Origin of the sequence: Streptomyces sp. NPDC056231, assembly GCF_048270745.1 — a bacterium.
GTDB lineage: Bacteria > Actinomycetota > Actinomycetes > Streptomycetales > Streptomycetaceae > Streptomyces.
Map to the genome: position 1 here is coordinate 98,897 of NZ_JBLVKW010000011.1, position 13,624 is coordinate 112,520.

Sequence of the window (13,624 nt, forward strand, 5' to 3'; positions counted from 1 at the left end):
TTCCTGAGGATCCCCATGTCATCCACTACGCCCCGCCCGCGCGCCCTGTTCGCGATGGGCCGCCGGCACCGCGACGCCCTGTTCCCGTCGGCCGCGGTCGACCGCCTGACCCGTCTCGTCGACATCGACCCGCATGTCGTCGCCGAGGACTTCGACCCCGTTCCGCACCTGGCAGCTGTCGAAATCCTGATCACGTCCTGGGGATGTCCCCCGCTCGACGACGCCGTGCTGACGCGCATGCCCGCGCTGAAGGCAGTCGTGCACGCGGCGGGGAGTGTCAAGCACCATGTGACGGACGCCTGCTGGGACCGCGGCCTTCTCGTCTCCACCGCGGCCGCCGCGAACGCCGTACCCGTCGCCGAGTACACGGTCGCTGCCATCCTCTTCGCCAATAAGCGCGTCCTGGAAATCGGCGGGCTCTACCGCGAGCACCGAAACGCCCTGGACTGGACAGCGCGCTTCCCCGGCTTCGGCAACTACCGCCGGACGATCGGCCTGGTGGGCGCGTCACTGGTGGGACGCAGGGTGCTGGAGCTGCTCCGGCCCCACGACTTCGACATCCTGCTGGCCGATCCGCACCTCGACCCCGAGGCGGCCCGGTCGATGGGCGTTCGGCTCGTCGAACTCGATGAGCTGCTGGCCGCCTCCGACGTCGTCTCGCTGCACGCCCCCGCGCTGCCCGAGACCTATCACCTGCTGGATGCCCACAGACTGTCGCTCCTGCGGGACGGTGCCACACTCGTCAACACGGGGCGTGGCTCCCTCATCGACACCGAGTCCCTCACCGCCGAGGTGTTGTCGGGACGCATCCACGCCGTCCTCGATGTCACCGAACCCGAGGTGCTGCCGGCGACCTCACCGCTCTACTCGCTGCCGAACGTGCTGCTGACCCCGCACATCGCCGGCTCACTCGGCGGTGAGCTCCTGCGCATCACCCGCAGCGCGCTGGACGAGGTCGAACGCTACTGCTCCGGGCGGGAGTTCGCCTATCCCGTGACCCGTGCGGACCTGGCCACTTCAGCCTGAGCACTCGGGCTGCTGCCCCACCGCCCCCGTTGCGCGACAGCGCCGATCACCGCGACCATCCTGCGTGTCAGAAACCCGGAGTGCCAGTATGTCCCAGACCGGCCGCCTGTCGGATGTTCTCGTCTTCACCCGCACCACGGCCTACCGGCACGACTCGATCCCTGCCGGGCAGGCGGCTCTGCGCGAGCTGGGCGAGGAGCACGGCTTCACCGTGGAGACCTCCGACGACCCCTCGGTCTTCACCGCCGCTTCCCTGGCGGGGCGCAGTGCGGTGGTCTTTCTGTCCACCAGCGGCGAGGTGCTCACCCCGGACGGACGGCTGGCGCTGCGGCGCTGGATCTCGGCGGGCGGCGGCTTCATGGGCGTTCATTCCGCCGCCTGCACCGAGTACGACTGGCCGTACTACGGGGAGTTGCTCGGCGCACGCTTCGCCGGCCACCCGGACTTCCAGCCCGGCACCGTGCTGGTCGAGGACCGGAGCCATCCGGCGATGTGCCATCTGCCGCCGCGGTGGGACTGGAACGACGAATGGTACGACTTCCGGAGCAACCCGCGACGCCCCGGTGTACGGGTCCTCGCCACCATCGACGAGACCGGTTACGAGGGAGGCGGCATGGGTGCCGATCACCCCCTGGTGTGGTGCAAGGAGGCCGGCGCCGGCCGCTCGTTCTACTCGTCGCTGGGCCACGCGGACAACGCCTACTCCGATCCTGCCTTCCGCGGCCACCTCCTGGGCGGCCTTCACTGGGCGGCGGGCTGATGCCTGGGCCCCTGGGGTGGCCATGAATTCCCCGCCGCACTGTCACCGGCAGAGGGCACTTTCCCTCGTTCACGCTGACCGACGCACCCAGGGCCCGCATGCGGGCCGGCTCCTCGTCGGTGAGCAGAACCCCGCGCCCGACGAGGGTGCCGATGACCAGGAAGTCGCCGGTGTCCAGCTCCAAGACGTCCGGGCAGTTGTTGTAGCCGGTCGACCCCACTCGGCGGGAGTGGATCCCATGCGGCGCATGGGACTCCCCGGTGACAGGATCGGTGTTATGAACACCGAGACGGACTGGGTGTACCGGGTGTTCGAGCCGCACGGCTCCCAGGGATGGCGCCCCTACGGCAGCGACCCCGAACGGTGGCAGGGCGCGATCACCGCCTCCGACTCGCCCGAGGGTGCCAAGTACGCCATCGGCCGGATCGTCGGCGATCTGATGACCGAGTGGCGGAGGATCGGCCTCCATCGTGCCATGCACGTGCGAGTCTTCCTCTGGCACGACGAGGCGGGCGACACGGAGGACGCGAACTTCATCGTGGAGCTCCGGCCCCGGTCGGACATCGACGCAGCGTGATCTCCGGCGCATGAGGCTCCACACGGTGACAGGATCGGTGCCATGGGCACCGAGAGGACGTGGGCGTACCGGGTTGAGGAGCCGCACGGCTCCGCCGGCTGGCGCCCCCTCGGCGGCCACTCCCAACGCTGGCGGGGAAAGATCACCACCGACACCCCCAGGCAGGGCGCCGAGTACGCGGCCGCGCTCGTCGTCACCGACCTGGTGACCGAGTGGAAGGTGAACGGCATCTGCGAGCAACACGTGCGCGTGATCGTGTGGGCGGGCGAAGAAGGCACCGACCCCGACGACGCCGTCTTCACGGTGGAGATCCAGCCCCGCGTCGACACAGAGTTACCAATCATGGCCGGATCCGTGTCGAGTATGGATAGCAGCCCGTGGGATCCGGATAGATGGATCAAGGGATCCCCAGGTGAACTCCCATACCCACTACCCAGTAGCCGCCCACGGCGGCCGGGCCGCGATCGGGGAGGGCGGCCGAAGAACGCCCGCCCGAAGGGCGGTCCTTCTTGCTCTTCCTCCACCCGACAGCCCGGCCTCGCGGGAGATGGCGTCGGCGCCCTTGTCTTGTCGCTTGTCGTGCCAAGCGGCGGAGACCGTGGCTGGAGACCCCTAAACAGGCTCTGACCTGCAACCCGACAAGCGACAAGCGACAAGCGAGACGACAAGCCGCCGACCGCACAGCGTGCCCCGAGGTGGGCCGTCTGCGGGCCGTCCGAGGGGAACCGAGGGTCTGCCGCACGATCGGGTGACATCTGAACTGGCTTGCCCTGTGGGGCGGGTGGCAAGGGTGTCGCTGTGCCCAAGCCTTGTTCGGAAGAATTCCGCCAGGATGTCCTGCGGGTCGCGAGGAACCGCGGCCCGGGTCTGACGGTGGAGCAGGTGGCCACCGACTTCGGAGTTCACCCGATGACGTTGTGGACATCGATGCGCCGGCGGGCATCGACGACGGGACAAAGCCCGGGGTGACCAGCCACGATCGAGCAGAACTACGGGAAGCACTTCGGCGGATCAAGCTGCTGGAGCAGCAGAACGAGGTTCTGCGCCGGGCCGCGGCCTACCTGTCGCAGGCGCATTTGCCGGGAAAGGATCTACTCGCTCGTGAAAGAGCTGGCCGTGGACGGGGCGGCCCTCCGGGCCGCGTGACCGAACCTGTCACCCGAACCTGCATCTGGCCCGACCGCCAAGGTGGCTCCTCGGAAGGCAGTCACGCCAGGAAGCTCAACCGGACCCGACGGTCTGTGTTATTGGTGTTCGTGTCCACCAAACTCCGTTAAGGCAACCCCACGGTAGCCGCAGGCTCGAGGCCAGGGCTTCGGCGTAGTTGCGTGACGCCCGGTTCGTGGCGATCTATCAGTTCAGCAGTGCCCCGGAACGTGACAGGCACGGGATTCCAAGATCATGGAGTCCTACCTTTCAGGGGTGGGCTTGCACTGGTCACTCGTAAGATCGGTCGGCCCAGGGGCTCTGGGTATGGCTGTCATGGAGGAGCCGATGGGATGGCTCAGAGAACATGGCCGCCCGGGGCCCCGCGACGACTCGACCGCCAATTGGGATGTGCGACTTGATCGCTCTGTAGGACTACGTCGGCGAGGTCGTCTGCTTGATCGGTTTGTGACGACGAGCTGACGGAGGTGGCCGTGCCCCGGATCTGGGCCGGAGTGGACATCGGCAAGGAGCATCACCGCTGCGTGGTGCTCAACGATCGGGGCGAGCGTCTGCTCTCCCGCCGGGTCCTGAACGACGAAGCGACCCTGCTTGAGCTGATCCTCAACGTCCTGGACATCGACCAGGACGTGCTGTGGGCAGTGGACATCAACCACGGCGGTGCCGCGCTGCTGATCGGCCTGCTGCTCAACCACGACCAGCCCATGTCCTACCTCACCGGCCTGGCCGTCCACCGCGCCTCGGGCACCTACCGCGGCGAAGCCAAGACCGACGCGAAGGACGCCTTCGTCATCGCCGACCAGGCACGCATGCGCCGTGACCTGGGTCGGCTGCGGCCCGGCGACGAGATAGCGGTCGACCTGCGCATCCTCACCACCCGCCGCACTGATCTGGTCAGCGACCGCACCCGCCAGATCAACCGTCTTCGTGCCCAACTGCTTGAATACTTCCCCGCGTTGGAACGCGCACTGGACCTGACCAACAAGGGCCCCGTCGTTCTCCTGACGGGCTACCAGACCCCGGCCGCCATCCGCCGCACCGGCGCCCGGCGCATCGAGACCTGGCTGCGCAACCGCAAAGTCCGAGGTGCCGAGACCCTGGCGAAGGCCGCTCTGGAGGCGGCGCAGGCCCAGCAGACCGCACTGCCAGGAGAGAAGCTCGCCGCCGCCATGGTGATCCGCATGGCCAAGGCGGTAGCGGCCCTCGACGACGAGATCGCCGAGCTCGACGCTCTCATCGAGGCCCGGTTCCACGAGCACCCGCACGCCGACGTGATCCGCAGCCTGCCCGGGATGGGCAGCCAGCTCGGGGCCGAGTTCGTCGCTGCCACCGGCGGTGACCTGGACGCCTTCGCCAGCGCGGACCGCCTGGCCGGCTACGGCGGCGTGGCCCCGGCTTCCCGGGACTCCGGTCGGGTCAGCGGCAACCTTCATCGCCCCCGCCGCTACCACCGCGGCCTGCTGCGGGTCTTCTACCTCTCCTCGATGGCCAGCTTGAAATCCTGCCCCGCATCGCGGACCTACTACGACCGCAAACGCGCCGAGGGGAAGGGGCACAAGCAGGCCCTGATCGCGCTCGCGCGGCGACGAGTGAACGTCCTGTGGGCGATGATCCGCGACGGAGCGCGCTATCAGGCAGCACCACCAGTCACGACGGCGGCTTGACAACGGCATTGGGATGTTCTCTACGCCCCGTGATCCGAGTGGAAGACCGTGCCTGCCGACGCATCATCGCTGATCCCGCCTGCTCTTGACCAGCTCCGCGAGCATCCCGGGGTCGTGTCCGACGAGGGCCCGCGCCTGCTGGAGCGGCTGGCCGAGGTGCCCGACCCGCGAGACCCACGCGGCGTACGGCACGCTCTGGTTGCCGTGCTCGCGCTGACCGCGTGCGCGGTTCTGGCCGGGGCAACCTCTGTGCTGGCCGTCAGCGAGTGGATCGCCGATGCCCCGCCGCACATCCTGGAACGCCTCGGCATACGCCTCGACCCACTGTTCCCGAAGCGGTTCCTGCCTGCGGAAACGACGGTCCGACGGCTGCTGGCCCTCATCGACGGCGACGCGCTGGACCGGGCGGTCGGACGCTGGCTCACCGACCGTCACCCGAAGGCGGCGGGGCTGCGCGGCCTCGCAGTGGACGGCAAAAGCCTGCGCGGCGCGGCCAAAGCGAAGGGCCGCAAGATCCACCTGCTCGCCGCACTGGAGCACACCACCGGCCTGGTCCTGGCCCAGCTGGACATCGGCGAGAAGACGAACGAGATCACCTGCTTTAAGCCGCTGCTGGACACCGTCGCCGACCTGGCAGGAACCGTCGTCACCAGCGACGCGATGCACACCCAGCGTGAGCACGCCGACTACCTTCTTGGCTGGGGCGCCCACTACATCGTGATCGTCAAGGGTAACCAGAAGAAGCTGCGCCGGCAGCTCAAAACCCTTCCCTGGCAGCAGATTCCGTTTCAGGGCCGCACCCAGGGCATCGGCCACGGCCGCTCGGAGATCCGCCGGATCAAGGTCGCCACCGTGAACAGCCTCCTTTTCCCCGGAGCCCGCCAGGCCGTCCAGATCAAACGCCGACGCACCGACCGCAAGACCGGCAAGACCACCGTCAACACGGTCTACGTCGTCACCAGCCTGACCGCCGAGCAGGCCACCGCGGCCCAGATCGCCGAACTCGTACACGACCACTGGAAGGTCGAGGCCCTGCACCGCATCCGCGACACCACCTTCGCCGAGGACGCCTCCCAACTGCGGACCAGCAACGCGCCCCGCACCATGGTCACCTGGCGCAACCTCACCATCGGACCCCTCCGCGCGGCCGGAGTGAAGAACATCGCGGCCGGCCTCCGCCGCAACGCCCGCGACCCTCGCCGCCCCCTCACACGGCCTGCGGGTGCGCGAACGCGCCGGCCACGGCACCGAGCGTCTGACCGCCGCGATCGATCTCGCGATCCAGGCCCTGGGGCCCGCACCGGCGGAACCTGCCTGATGAGGGGCACCGGGAGGTGTTAGCACTGAGAGGCGTCCTGCTTGGCGGCCTTCGCTCGGTCACCTTCCGGCATCGCGGCCCTCACCAGCTCCGCGGAGCGGATGGTGCGGGTGCCCCGCGAGACCCTCAGCCGCACCTGGGCGCCGGTCGCGATGCCCTGCGAGGCCGCGGGCAGCGCCCAGGCGGTGGTCACGTCCGTGTTCCCCTCGTCGAGGGCCAGGAACCGGGCCACCTCCTTGCCCTTGCGCGACTCCATCCGCAGCACCTCACCGGTGATCGTGTCGGGCTCCCGCCGCTCCAAGCAGGCGAGTGCCAGGAAGTACGTCGCCAGCACGCCGAAGGCCGCGATCGCCGCCAACTCGCCGAGCAGGGGCCCCTCGTGGGCCGCCGCATCGCTGAACCAGCCGTGGCTGCCGCTCGCGAAGTTGCCGGGCATCATCGCCAGGAACGCCACGAGCAGTGTCCAGCGGCTGAACTTGCCGGCCACCACAAGGCCGAGCAGCGCGCTGCCCACCCAGCCGGCGCTCAGCACCAGTCCCGGCCGGCGCAGCGAGCCGCCGCTGTGCGCGTCGACTGCGACCGCCCAGTCGGGCTGCCGCAGCATCGCGAAGGCGCAGAGGCCCACCGCGACCACGCCCGCCGCGGCCGCCAACTGCAGCAGCCGGATCGTCGAGCCGCCGAAGCCGGGGCGCAGCCGCGGGTAGCGGATCCGCACCGGGCGCCAGGTCCCTCCGTATGAGGACCAGACGCGTCGCCGGTCTCCGGAGTCGAAGCCAAGGAGCCGGCCGGTCAAGCTGGTGACGCCGAGCGCGGTCCCGTACGCGAGATAGCGGTCCCATACCGTCACGGATGCAGGCGGCAGCTGGGCGAAGTCCTCGTGCGCCGTCAGCCAGGCTCGCAGTCCGGCCCAATGCCCAAAACCGGCCGGGCCTGGACGAACTTTCCGTGGCGAACCGCATCTGTCCCACGTCCAGTTGGTGAGGAAAGAGACCCGCGAGAGCGTTCGAGCCTGCGGTTCCGAGCGTAACCGTCCGCATTACCGGTCGTCGTCGCGGACATCGGCGTCCAGGGCCGGCCATGGTCGGTAGTGCAAGGGTCAGGCCCTGCCGGAATACACGGTCTGACAGAATGGGCTTCGAAACTCAGGCGACGTGCGTCAGGAAACCGGTGTGAATCCGGTACGGTCCCGCCACTGTGACCGGGCTGCAGCAGCCCGGAAGCCAGATACTGGCCGCGCCGCCTTCTCGTACGACCCAGGGGACGAGGACATCCCCCGGAAAGGCTCGGCCATGCCCCGGATCCGCCGTGTACCACTCGCACTCATACCGCTGCTCCTCCTGCCGCTCACCGGCTGCGGCTCCGGAACGGGCGGCGAGAGCAAGGCAGAAGCCGCACCGGCCGCCGACGGTTTCCCCTACACGGTCACCAACTGCGGTACGAGGACGACCTTCGACGCCCCGCCGAAGCGGGCTGTCACCATGAACCAGCACGTCACCGAGGTCATGCTGGCCCTCGGGCTTCAGGACCGGCTGGCCGGGACGGCCTACCTGGACGACAGCATCCTGCCGAAGTACCGGTCCGCGTACGCCGGAACCAAGGTGCTCGCGAAGGAGTACCCCTCCAAGGAGGTGCTGCTCGGCGCCAACCCCGACTTCGTCTACGGCGGGTACAGCAGCGCCTTCGACAAGGCCAAGGGCCGGGACCGGGCGGGGCTCCAGAAGGACGGCATCAACACCCGGCTGAACATCGAGAACTGCGCCAAGGGCAAGGTCGGTATCGATCAGCTCGCCACCGAGATCACCCAAGTCGCCCGGGTCTTCGGCGTACCGGAGCGCGGCAAGAATCTGCTTGCCGAGGAGCGGCAGAAGATCGCGACGGTCGAGGCAGAGCTCAAGGGCTCCTCGCGTCCCTCGGTGTTCGTGTACGACTCCGGCGACAGCTCCGCGTTCACCGCGGGCGGTAAGGGCATCGGCAACGAGATCGTCCGGCTCGCCGGGGGCAGGAACGTCTTCGCGGACCTCGACGCCACCTTCGGCGACGTGTCCTGGGAGCAGGTCATCAAGCGCAAGCCCGAGGTGGTCGTGATCTACGACTACGGAGGCACCACGGTGGCGGCCAAGAAGAAGCGGCTGCTGAACGATCCGGCGCTCGCGGACGTGCCGGCGATCAAGAATAAGAAGTTCGCGGTACTCCCGCTGTCCTCGGCCGTGCTCGGTGTCCGGGTCGCCGACGCCGTGCAGGGCCTGGCCGGGCAGCTGCACCCCGGCACTCCGTGAGCGCGGAGTCCGCCCGCCCCGGTCCGAAGTCCGTCCTCCGCTCGACCCCCGTCGTGATCGGCGTTCTCACGGTGCTGCTGCTCGCGGCGGCGGTGGCCGGTCTGGCGCTCGGCCCGGTACGGATTCCGCCGGGCGAGGTACTGAGTACGGTCCTGGGTGGTGAACGCACCGGTGCGTACCCGACGATCGTGTGGGAGGTGCGACTGCCCAGGGTGCTGCTCGGGGCCGTCGTCGGCGCCGGGCTGGCCCTGTCGGGCACGGTGCTCCAGGCGCTGGTGCGTAACCCGTTGGCCGATCCGTTTCTGCTGGGCGCCTCGTCCGGGGCATCAGCGGGCGCTGCCGTGGTCGTCGTGATGGGGGTCGGCGCCGGGGCGGCCACCGACGTGGCCCTGCCCATTGCCGCGTTCGCCGGGTCCATGGCCGCGCTGGTCGCCGTCTACGCGATGGCCCGGCGCGGCGGCACCATGACAACGGGCCGGCTGATCCTGGCCGGGGTGGCGATCCAGTACGTGCTGTCCGCGTTCACCAGCCTGATCCTGGTGCTGTCCTCCCGGGCCGAGCATGTGCGGGCGATCCTGTTCTGGACGCTGGGCGGCCTGGGTGGCGCCCGTTGGGACCAACTGGCGCTGCCCGCCGCAGTATTGGGCGTCGGGGCCGTACTCCTGATCAGTCTGGCCCGTCCGCTGGATCTGCTGCTTACTGGGGAGGAAGGGGCCCGCAGCCTCGGCCTGGACCCCGGACGCTTCCGGGGCGGCGTCTTCGTGCTGGTGTCACTGATCATCGGCGTGCTGGTCGCCTACAGCGGGGCGATCGGCTTCATCGGCCTGATGATTCCGCACGCCGCCAGGATGATCGTCGGCGCGTCCCACCGCAGACTCCTGCCGGTGACCGCGCTCGGCGGGGCCGTCTTCCTGCTGCTGGCCGATCTGCTGGCGCGGACCGTGGCAGCCCCCGAAGAGATTCCCGCCGGGGTGATCACTGCCCTGGTGGGCGGCCCGTTCTTCCTCTGGCTGCTGCGCCGCTCCAGCCGTACCGAAGGAATCACCGGATGAGCCCGGCACCGTCCCCGACGGCGCTCGCCGCCGACGGGATCAGCTACGAGGTGGCCGGCCGTACCCTTCTCGACGCGGTCACGCTGGACGCCGCCCCCGGCGAGACGGTCGGCCTGGTCGGGCCGAACGGCAGCGGCAAAACCACCTTCCTGCGCTGCGTGTACGGCGCCCTGCGCCCCGCGGCGGGTCGGGTCCTGCTGGACGGAGCGGACGCCGCGGCCCTCGGTGTGAAGGAACGGGCCCGCCGCGTCGCCGTCGTACCGCAGGACAGCCCCGGTACCTTCGGCCTGACCGTACGACAGGTCGTGGCAATGGGCCGAAGCCCACACAAACGGTTCTGGGAGCAGGACGACGCCGACGACGCCCGCCGCATCGACCAGTCGCTGCGGCGCGTCGGCGCGGCGCCCCTGGCCGACCGGCGGTTCGAAGAGCTGTCCGGCGGGGAACGGCAACGGGCCTTGATCGCCCGCGCCCTGGTCCAGGAACCGGGGCTGCTGGCGCTCGACGAACCCACGAACCATCTGGACATCCGCTACCAGCTGGAGATCCTCGGCCTGGTGAGAACGCTGGGCACCACCAATCTGCTGGTGCTGCACGACCTCAACCTGGCCGCTTCCTACTGCGACCGGTTGTTCGTCCTCAGCGCCGGACGACTGGTGGCGTCCGGCTCCCCGCACGCGGTACTGACGGAAGAACTACTGGCCGAGGTCTACGGGATACGATCCCGGATCGGCGTCCACCCGGTCACCGGCTCCCCCAACGTCGTCTACCTCCCGCTGTCATGAGTGACGACACTTTCCCCGTCTGGACGCCCTTGCCGCACGGGCCACGCTGGCAGGTCACTGAAGGCGAACCGTCCGCGAGCGAAGCAGGGCTGTGGCTGGCAGCCGACCGACTGGCCGATCCGGCGGGCGTGGAGCTGTCCGGTCTGCTGGAGCGCGAGCGCACCGGCAGCGGCCATCGCACCGGGCATGCGACCGCGCTGACCCTGATGGCGGTGTACGCGGGCTGGGTCACTGCCGCCGCCGTGCTCCATTGGGCGCTGTACGACGAGGTCCCGGACATGCGGTCCGGCAATGTCCTGGTGCGCCCCGCCACGCACGGGATCGGCGGAGTCCGGGTGCGCAGGGCCCGGCTGCTGGTGCCCCGGGCCGGGGAGGACTCCGTACGGCTGCTGCACCGAACCGTGCTCGACGGACATCTGCTGCCCATCGCCGATGCGCTGCACCGTCGTACCCGCGCCGGGGCCAGGCAGTTGCGCGGCGGTATCGCCCATGGCTGCGCCACGGCGCTGTGCGCGTACGGCACCCGGGTGGATCTGCTGACCGCCCGCTGGCGGCAGTTCGTGGACACCGCACCCGGCGGACTCGAAACGCTGGGCGAGGTGGTGCGGATCCGACTGCCGGACGGCCCGGAACGGCTGGTCTATCTGCGCAACACCTGCTGTCTGTACTACACGAGTGCGGAGGCGGTGCGCTGTGCGAGCTGTTGTCTGACGAGCCGCGAGGAGCGACTACGGGCTTACACGAGGCCGAAGTAGAACCAGCGGGCTCCTGGGATCCCAGACGCCGGTTCCAGCGAAAAACGGCGTGCGGACCCGGCGGGGACGACCTCTGCATCGCACCGTTGGACGAGCCAGACGGCCAGGGCGAGACCGACTGCGGCGAGGGTCGAACGCAGCCACTCGATACGACGGCCATACCTGCGGGTCAGACCATGTATCTGCTCCGAGAAGGCCCGGCGCGGACACATGACGTTCCGGCATCGGAATCGGAATCGCCAAACTCGCAATGGGAGTAGGGCGCTTTGTCCAGCGCTTGGTACGTCGGCGGGAAACCGTGGGCAGGAGCTGTGAACCCGGGTTGACCAGGCCCCGAATCCCAGGCAGACGGCTCCGGCTGCGGTACGGGACGTCCTGCTGATGTACCGCGAGTGAATCGTCGGCAGTGTGGACACATGGACACGGGTACGCGTGGGCCGCTCGGCGCAACAGGCAATTGTCCAGGGCGATGCGGTGGCCTGCGGGTCAGCGGTGGGTGAACACCGGTGGGCGCTTCTCCGTAAAGGCCGTCATGTCCTCCCTCTGGTCGGCGGTGGCGAAGACGGCGTGGAAGAGGCGGCGCTCGAAGCGGAGCCCTTCGGCAAGGGTGGTCTCGAAGGCACGATTCACGGCCGCTTTCGCCATCATCGCAACCGGTGCGGACATGGCGGCCACGGTTTCGGCGACGGTCAGCGTCTCGGTGATCAGCTCGGCCGCGGAAATGATCCTGGAAATGAGGCCGGCGCGTTCCGCTTCGTCGGCGTCCATGGTGCGGCCTGTAAGGCACAGATCCATGGCCTTGGCCTTGCCGATCGCCCGGGTCAGCCGCTGGGATCCGCCGATGCCTGGGATGACGCCGAGCCTGATCTCAGGCTGGCCGAAAAGTGCCGTGTCGGCGGCGAGAAGGCAACCCGACACCAACTGATAATGACTTCCATATTTAATTATCGGATGCCAACTCAGCAGACCGGACCGGAGCCCGCCCACCCGTTCGCCTCACTCTTCGCGGCAACCCGTTCACTCGCACGGCAAATAGCCGATATACGTTACTTTCGGCATAAATCGTCCACCTGGGAGCTACAAGGAGTCGCCATGTCCACAGCCACCGACCACCGCACCCACGAGAACCACCTCCACACCCACGGCGAGGGATGCGGCCACGTCGCTCTCCCTCACGGCGACCACACCGACTACGCGCACGACGGACACATCCACCGCACACATGGAGACCACATCGACGAGTGCAGCACTCCAGGCCACGCCGTCCACGAGGGCCATGACCATCAGCACGGCGAGAACTGTGGACATGTCGCCGTACCGCACGCGGACCACGTGGACTATGTCCACGACGGCCACCGCCACGCCGCCCATGACGGTCACTGGGACGACCACTGAGGGACGCGAACGCGGAAGCCAGCGACGGCTCCAACCCGGCCGCCGCCCCGCGACAGTGACGTACGGACCCCGACGGCCGCCCTGCTTCTCACCGGGCGACCGTCTGCGTTTCACCTCGACCGGCTCCCCGAATCCCCGCACAGGAGTGGCGGCGACGACGCTCAGCAGCGACCACATGGACGCTCTCGACGCCCAGTGGGACGGCACGGACCTCGGCCCTATCAGCCCCTACTACGTCACAAGGATTTCGTTCGCCATCTACGTGGTCTGCAGAGCGGTGGGGGCCTACCGCACCCGACGCTGGGGATCTCGCACGCCCTCTCTGCGGATCGCCTGGACCTGACGTGCCGAGGGCTGGTGTCTCGCACCGGCCTTCGCATCGGCGGGAAGTCGTGGGGCCGTCGCGGGACGCCCGTCGGCACGGGCCGGCGGGCGCGGGAGCGGGAGCGGGAACGGGAACGGAATGATCCTGCCGGGACCGGGCCGGTCAGTGACCGGCCACGACGCCGGACAGTTCGTTGGTGCTCTTCGGCAGGGTCACGGACGTGAGCTTCTCGCCCGAGTCCAAGTCAAAGGGGTGCAGCTTGCGCTTGCTCGGTTCGGAGACGTACGCCGTGTGGTCGCGGACGAAGAGGGTGGGCCCGGATACTAGGCGGTGCTCCAGGCCCGGGCGAGGACCTGGAGCTGGTCGTAGCCGGCACCCGCGAGGCCGTGACCGGGGCCCCTCGGAGAACGCGCCGTGGAGGGCCCCATGACGGGGCGTCCGCAGCCTTCGGCCACCCGATCGTTCACTTGTCCGTGCGAGTGCCCTCTCTCCTGCGTACCCCACCGGTCGCCGGGCTCGGCTGG

Annotated in this window: 13 protein-coding genes, 1 pseudogene and 1 riboswitch; of the genes and pseudogenes, 12 read left to right on the plus strand and 2 right to left on the minus strand. The window is 69.1% G+C overall.

The window, feature by feature from the left end:
• Positions 1–15 precede the first annotated feature (15 nt).
• The 6 genes from ACNPQM_RS12265 (at position 16) to ACNPQM_RS12290 (ending at position 6,535) form a co-directional block, all read left to right on the plus strand.
• Positions 16–1,026: a hydroxyacid dehydrogenase gene (locus tag ACNPQM_RS12265; protein WP_418083994.1), complete on the plus strand. Its 1,011-nt coding sequence runs from the start codon at positions 16–18 to the stop codon at positions 1,024–1,026.
• A gap of 88 nt (positions 1,027–1,114) precedes the next feature.
• The gene (locus ACNPQM_RS12270; RefSeq protein ID WP_418083995.1) at positions 1,115–1,786 is read left to right on the plus strand and encodes a ThuA domain-containing protein; all 672 of its coding nucleotides are present in this window, start codon (positions 1,115–1,117) and stop codon (positions 1,784–1,786) included.
• A gap of 277 nt (positions 1,787–2,063) precedes the next feature.
• The gene (locus ACNPQM_RS12275; RefSeq protein WP_418083996.1) at positions 2,064–2,363 is read left to right on the plus strand and encodes a hypothetical protein; all 300 of its coding nucleotides are present in this window, start codon (positions 2,064–2,066) and stop codon (positions 2,361–2,363) included.
• 42 nt (positions 2,364–2,405) lie between these two features.
• Positions 2,406–2,990: a hypothetical protein gene (locus ACNPQM_RS12280; protein WP_418083997.1), complete on the plus strand. Its 585-nt coding sequence runs from the start codon at positions 2,406–2,408 to the stop codon at positions 2,988–2,990.
• Between the two features lie 1,007 nt (positions 2,991–3,997).
• Positions 3,998–5,194 carry an IS110 family transposase gene (locus tag ACNPQM_RS12285; RefSeq protein WP_418083998.1) on the plus strand — a complete coding sequence of 399 codons (1,197 nt, stop codon included), beginning with the start codon at positions 3,998–4,000 and terminating at the stop codon, positions 5,192–5,194.
• 48 nt (positions 5,195–5,242) lie between these two features.
• A complete protein-coding gene (locus ACNPQM_RS12290; RefSeq protein WP_418083999.1) occupies positions 5,243–6,535 on the plus strand; it encodes an ISAs1 family transposase in 1,293 nt (430 codons plus the stop codon).
• Here ACNPQM_RS12290 and ACNPQM_RS12295 read toward each other — a convergent pair.
• A complete protein-coding gene (locus tag ACNPQM_RS12295; RefSeq protein WP_418084000.1) occupies positions 6,532–7,359 on the minus strand; it encodes a hypothetical protein in 828 nt (275 codons plus the stop codon). The two genes, ACNPQM_RS12290 and ACNPQM_RS12295, sit on opposite strands and share 4 nt — an antisense overlap.
• 280 nt (positions 7,360–7,639) lie before the next feature.
• Positions 7,640–7,763, plus strand: a riboswitch (cobalamin riboswitch).
• 38 nt (positions 7,764–7,801) lie between these two features.
• Here ACNPQM_RS12295 and ACNPQM_RS12300 point away from each other — a divergent pair.
• From ACNPQM_RS12300 to ACNPQM_RS12315, 4 genes are read left to right on the plus strand one after another with little or no spacing between them, the layout of a single operon-like run.
• Entirely contained in the window at positions 7,802–8,788 is a 987-nt protein-coding gene (locus ACNPQM_RS12300) for an ABC transporter substrate-binding protein (RefSeq protein ID WP_418084001.1), read from the plus strand.
• Entirely contained in the window at positions 8,785–9,840 is a 1,056-nt protein-coding gene (locus ACNPQM_RS12305; protein WP_418084002.1) for a FecCD family ABC transporter permease, read from the plus strand. The genes ACNPQM_RS12300 and ACNPQM_RS12305 overlap by 4 nt, the downstream gene beginning before the upstream one ends.
• Positions 9,837–10,625: an ABC transporter ATP-binding protein gene (locus ACNPQM_RS12310; protein WP_418084003.1), complete on the plus strand. Its 789-nt coding sequence runs from the start codon at positions 9,837–9,839 to the stop codon at positions 10,623–10,625. The genes ACNPQM_RS12305 and ACNPQM_RS12310 overlap by 4 nt, the downstream gene beginning before the upstream one ends.
• Positions 10,622–11,380 carry a (2Fe-2S)-binding protein gene (locus ACNPQM_RS12315; RefSeq protein ID WP_418084004.1) on the plus strand — a complete coding sequence of 253 codons (759 nt, stop codon included), beginning with the start codon at positions 10,622–10,624 and terminating at the stop codon, positions 11,378–11,380. The genes ACNPQM_RS12310 and ACNPQM_RS12315 overlap by 4 nt, the downstream gene beginning before the upstream one ends.
• 486 nt (positions 11,381–11,866) lie before the next feature.
• On the opposite strand, the pseudogene ACNPQM_RS12320 reads toward ACNPQM_RS12315, so the two are convergent.
• Positions 11,867–12,289, minus strand: a pseudogene (locus ACNPQM_RS12320) (enoyl-CoA hydratase-related protein); the annotation flags it as partial.
• A 183-nt stretch (positions 12,290–12,472) separates the two neighbouring features.
• Between ACNPQM_RS12320 and ACNPQM_RS12325 the strand changes: the two are divergent.
• Positions 12,473–12,775 carry a hypothetical protein gene (locus tag ACNPQM_RS12325; RefSeq protein WP_418084005.1) on the plus strand — a complete coding sequence of 101 codons (303 nt, stop codon included), beginning with the start codon at positions 12,473–12,475 and terminating at the stop codon, positions 12,773–12,775.
• Between the two features lie 175 nt (positions 12,776–12,950).
• Positions 12,951–13,118: a hypothetical protein gene (locus tag ACNPQM_RS12330; RefSeq protein WP_418084006.1), complete on the plus strand. Its 168-nt coding sequence runs from the start codon at positions 12,951–12,953 to the stop codon at positions 13,116–13,118.
• The last annotated feature ends 506 nt before the right edge of the window (positions 13,119–13,624 follow it).

Bases quoted from the DNA above. Each gene is read 5' to 3' on its own strand.
- ACNPQM_RS12265 (WP_418083994.1), top strand. From the start codon at position 16: ATGTCATCCACTACGCCCCGCCCGCGCGCCCTGTTCGCGATGGGCCGC.
- ACNPQM_RS12270 (WP_418083995.1), top strand. From the start codon at position 1,115: ATGTCCCAGACCGGCCGCCTGTCGGATGTTCTCGTCTTCACCCGCACC.
- ACNPQM_RS12275 (WP_418083996.1), top strand. From the start codon at position 2,064: ATGAACACCGAGACGGACTGGGTGTACCGGGTGTTCGAGCCGCACGGC.
- ACNPQM_RS12280 (WP_418083997.1), top strand. From the start codon at position 2,406: ATGGGCACCGAGAGGACGTGGGCGTACCGGGTTGAGGAGCCGCACGGC.
- ACNPQM_RS12300 (WP_418084001.1), top strand. From the start codon at position 7,802: ATGCCCCGGATCCGCCGTGTACCACTCGCACTCATACCGCTGCTCCTC.
- ACNPQM_RS12310 (WP_418084003.1), top strand. From the start codon at position 9,837: ATGAGCCCGGCACCGTCCCCGACGGCGCTCGCCGCCGACGGGATCAGC.
- ACNPQM_RS12315 (WP_418084004.1), top strand. From the start codon at position 10,622: ATGAGTGACGACACTTTCCCCGTCTGGACGCCCTTGCCGCACGGGCCA.
- ACNPQM_RS12325 (WP_418084005.1), top strand. From the start codon at position 12,473: ATGTCCACAGCCACCGACCACCGCACCCACGAGAACCACCTCCACACC.
- ACNPQM_RS12330 (WP_418084006.1), top strand. From the start codon at position 12,951: ATGGACGCTCTCGACGCCCAGTGGGACGGCACGGACCTCGGCCCTATC.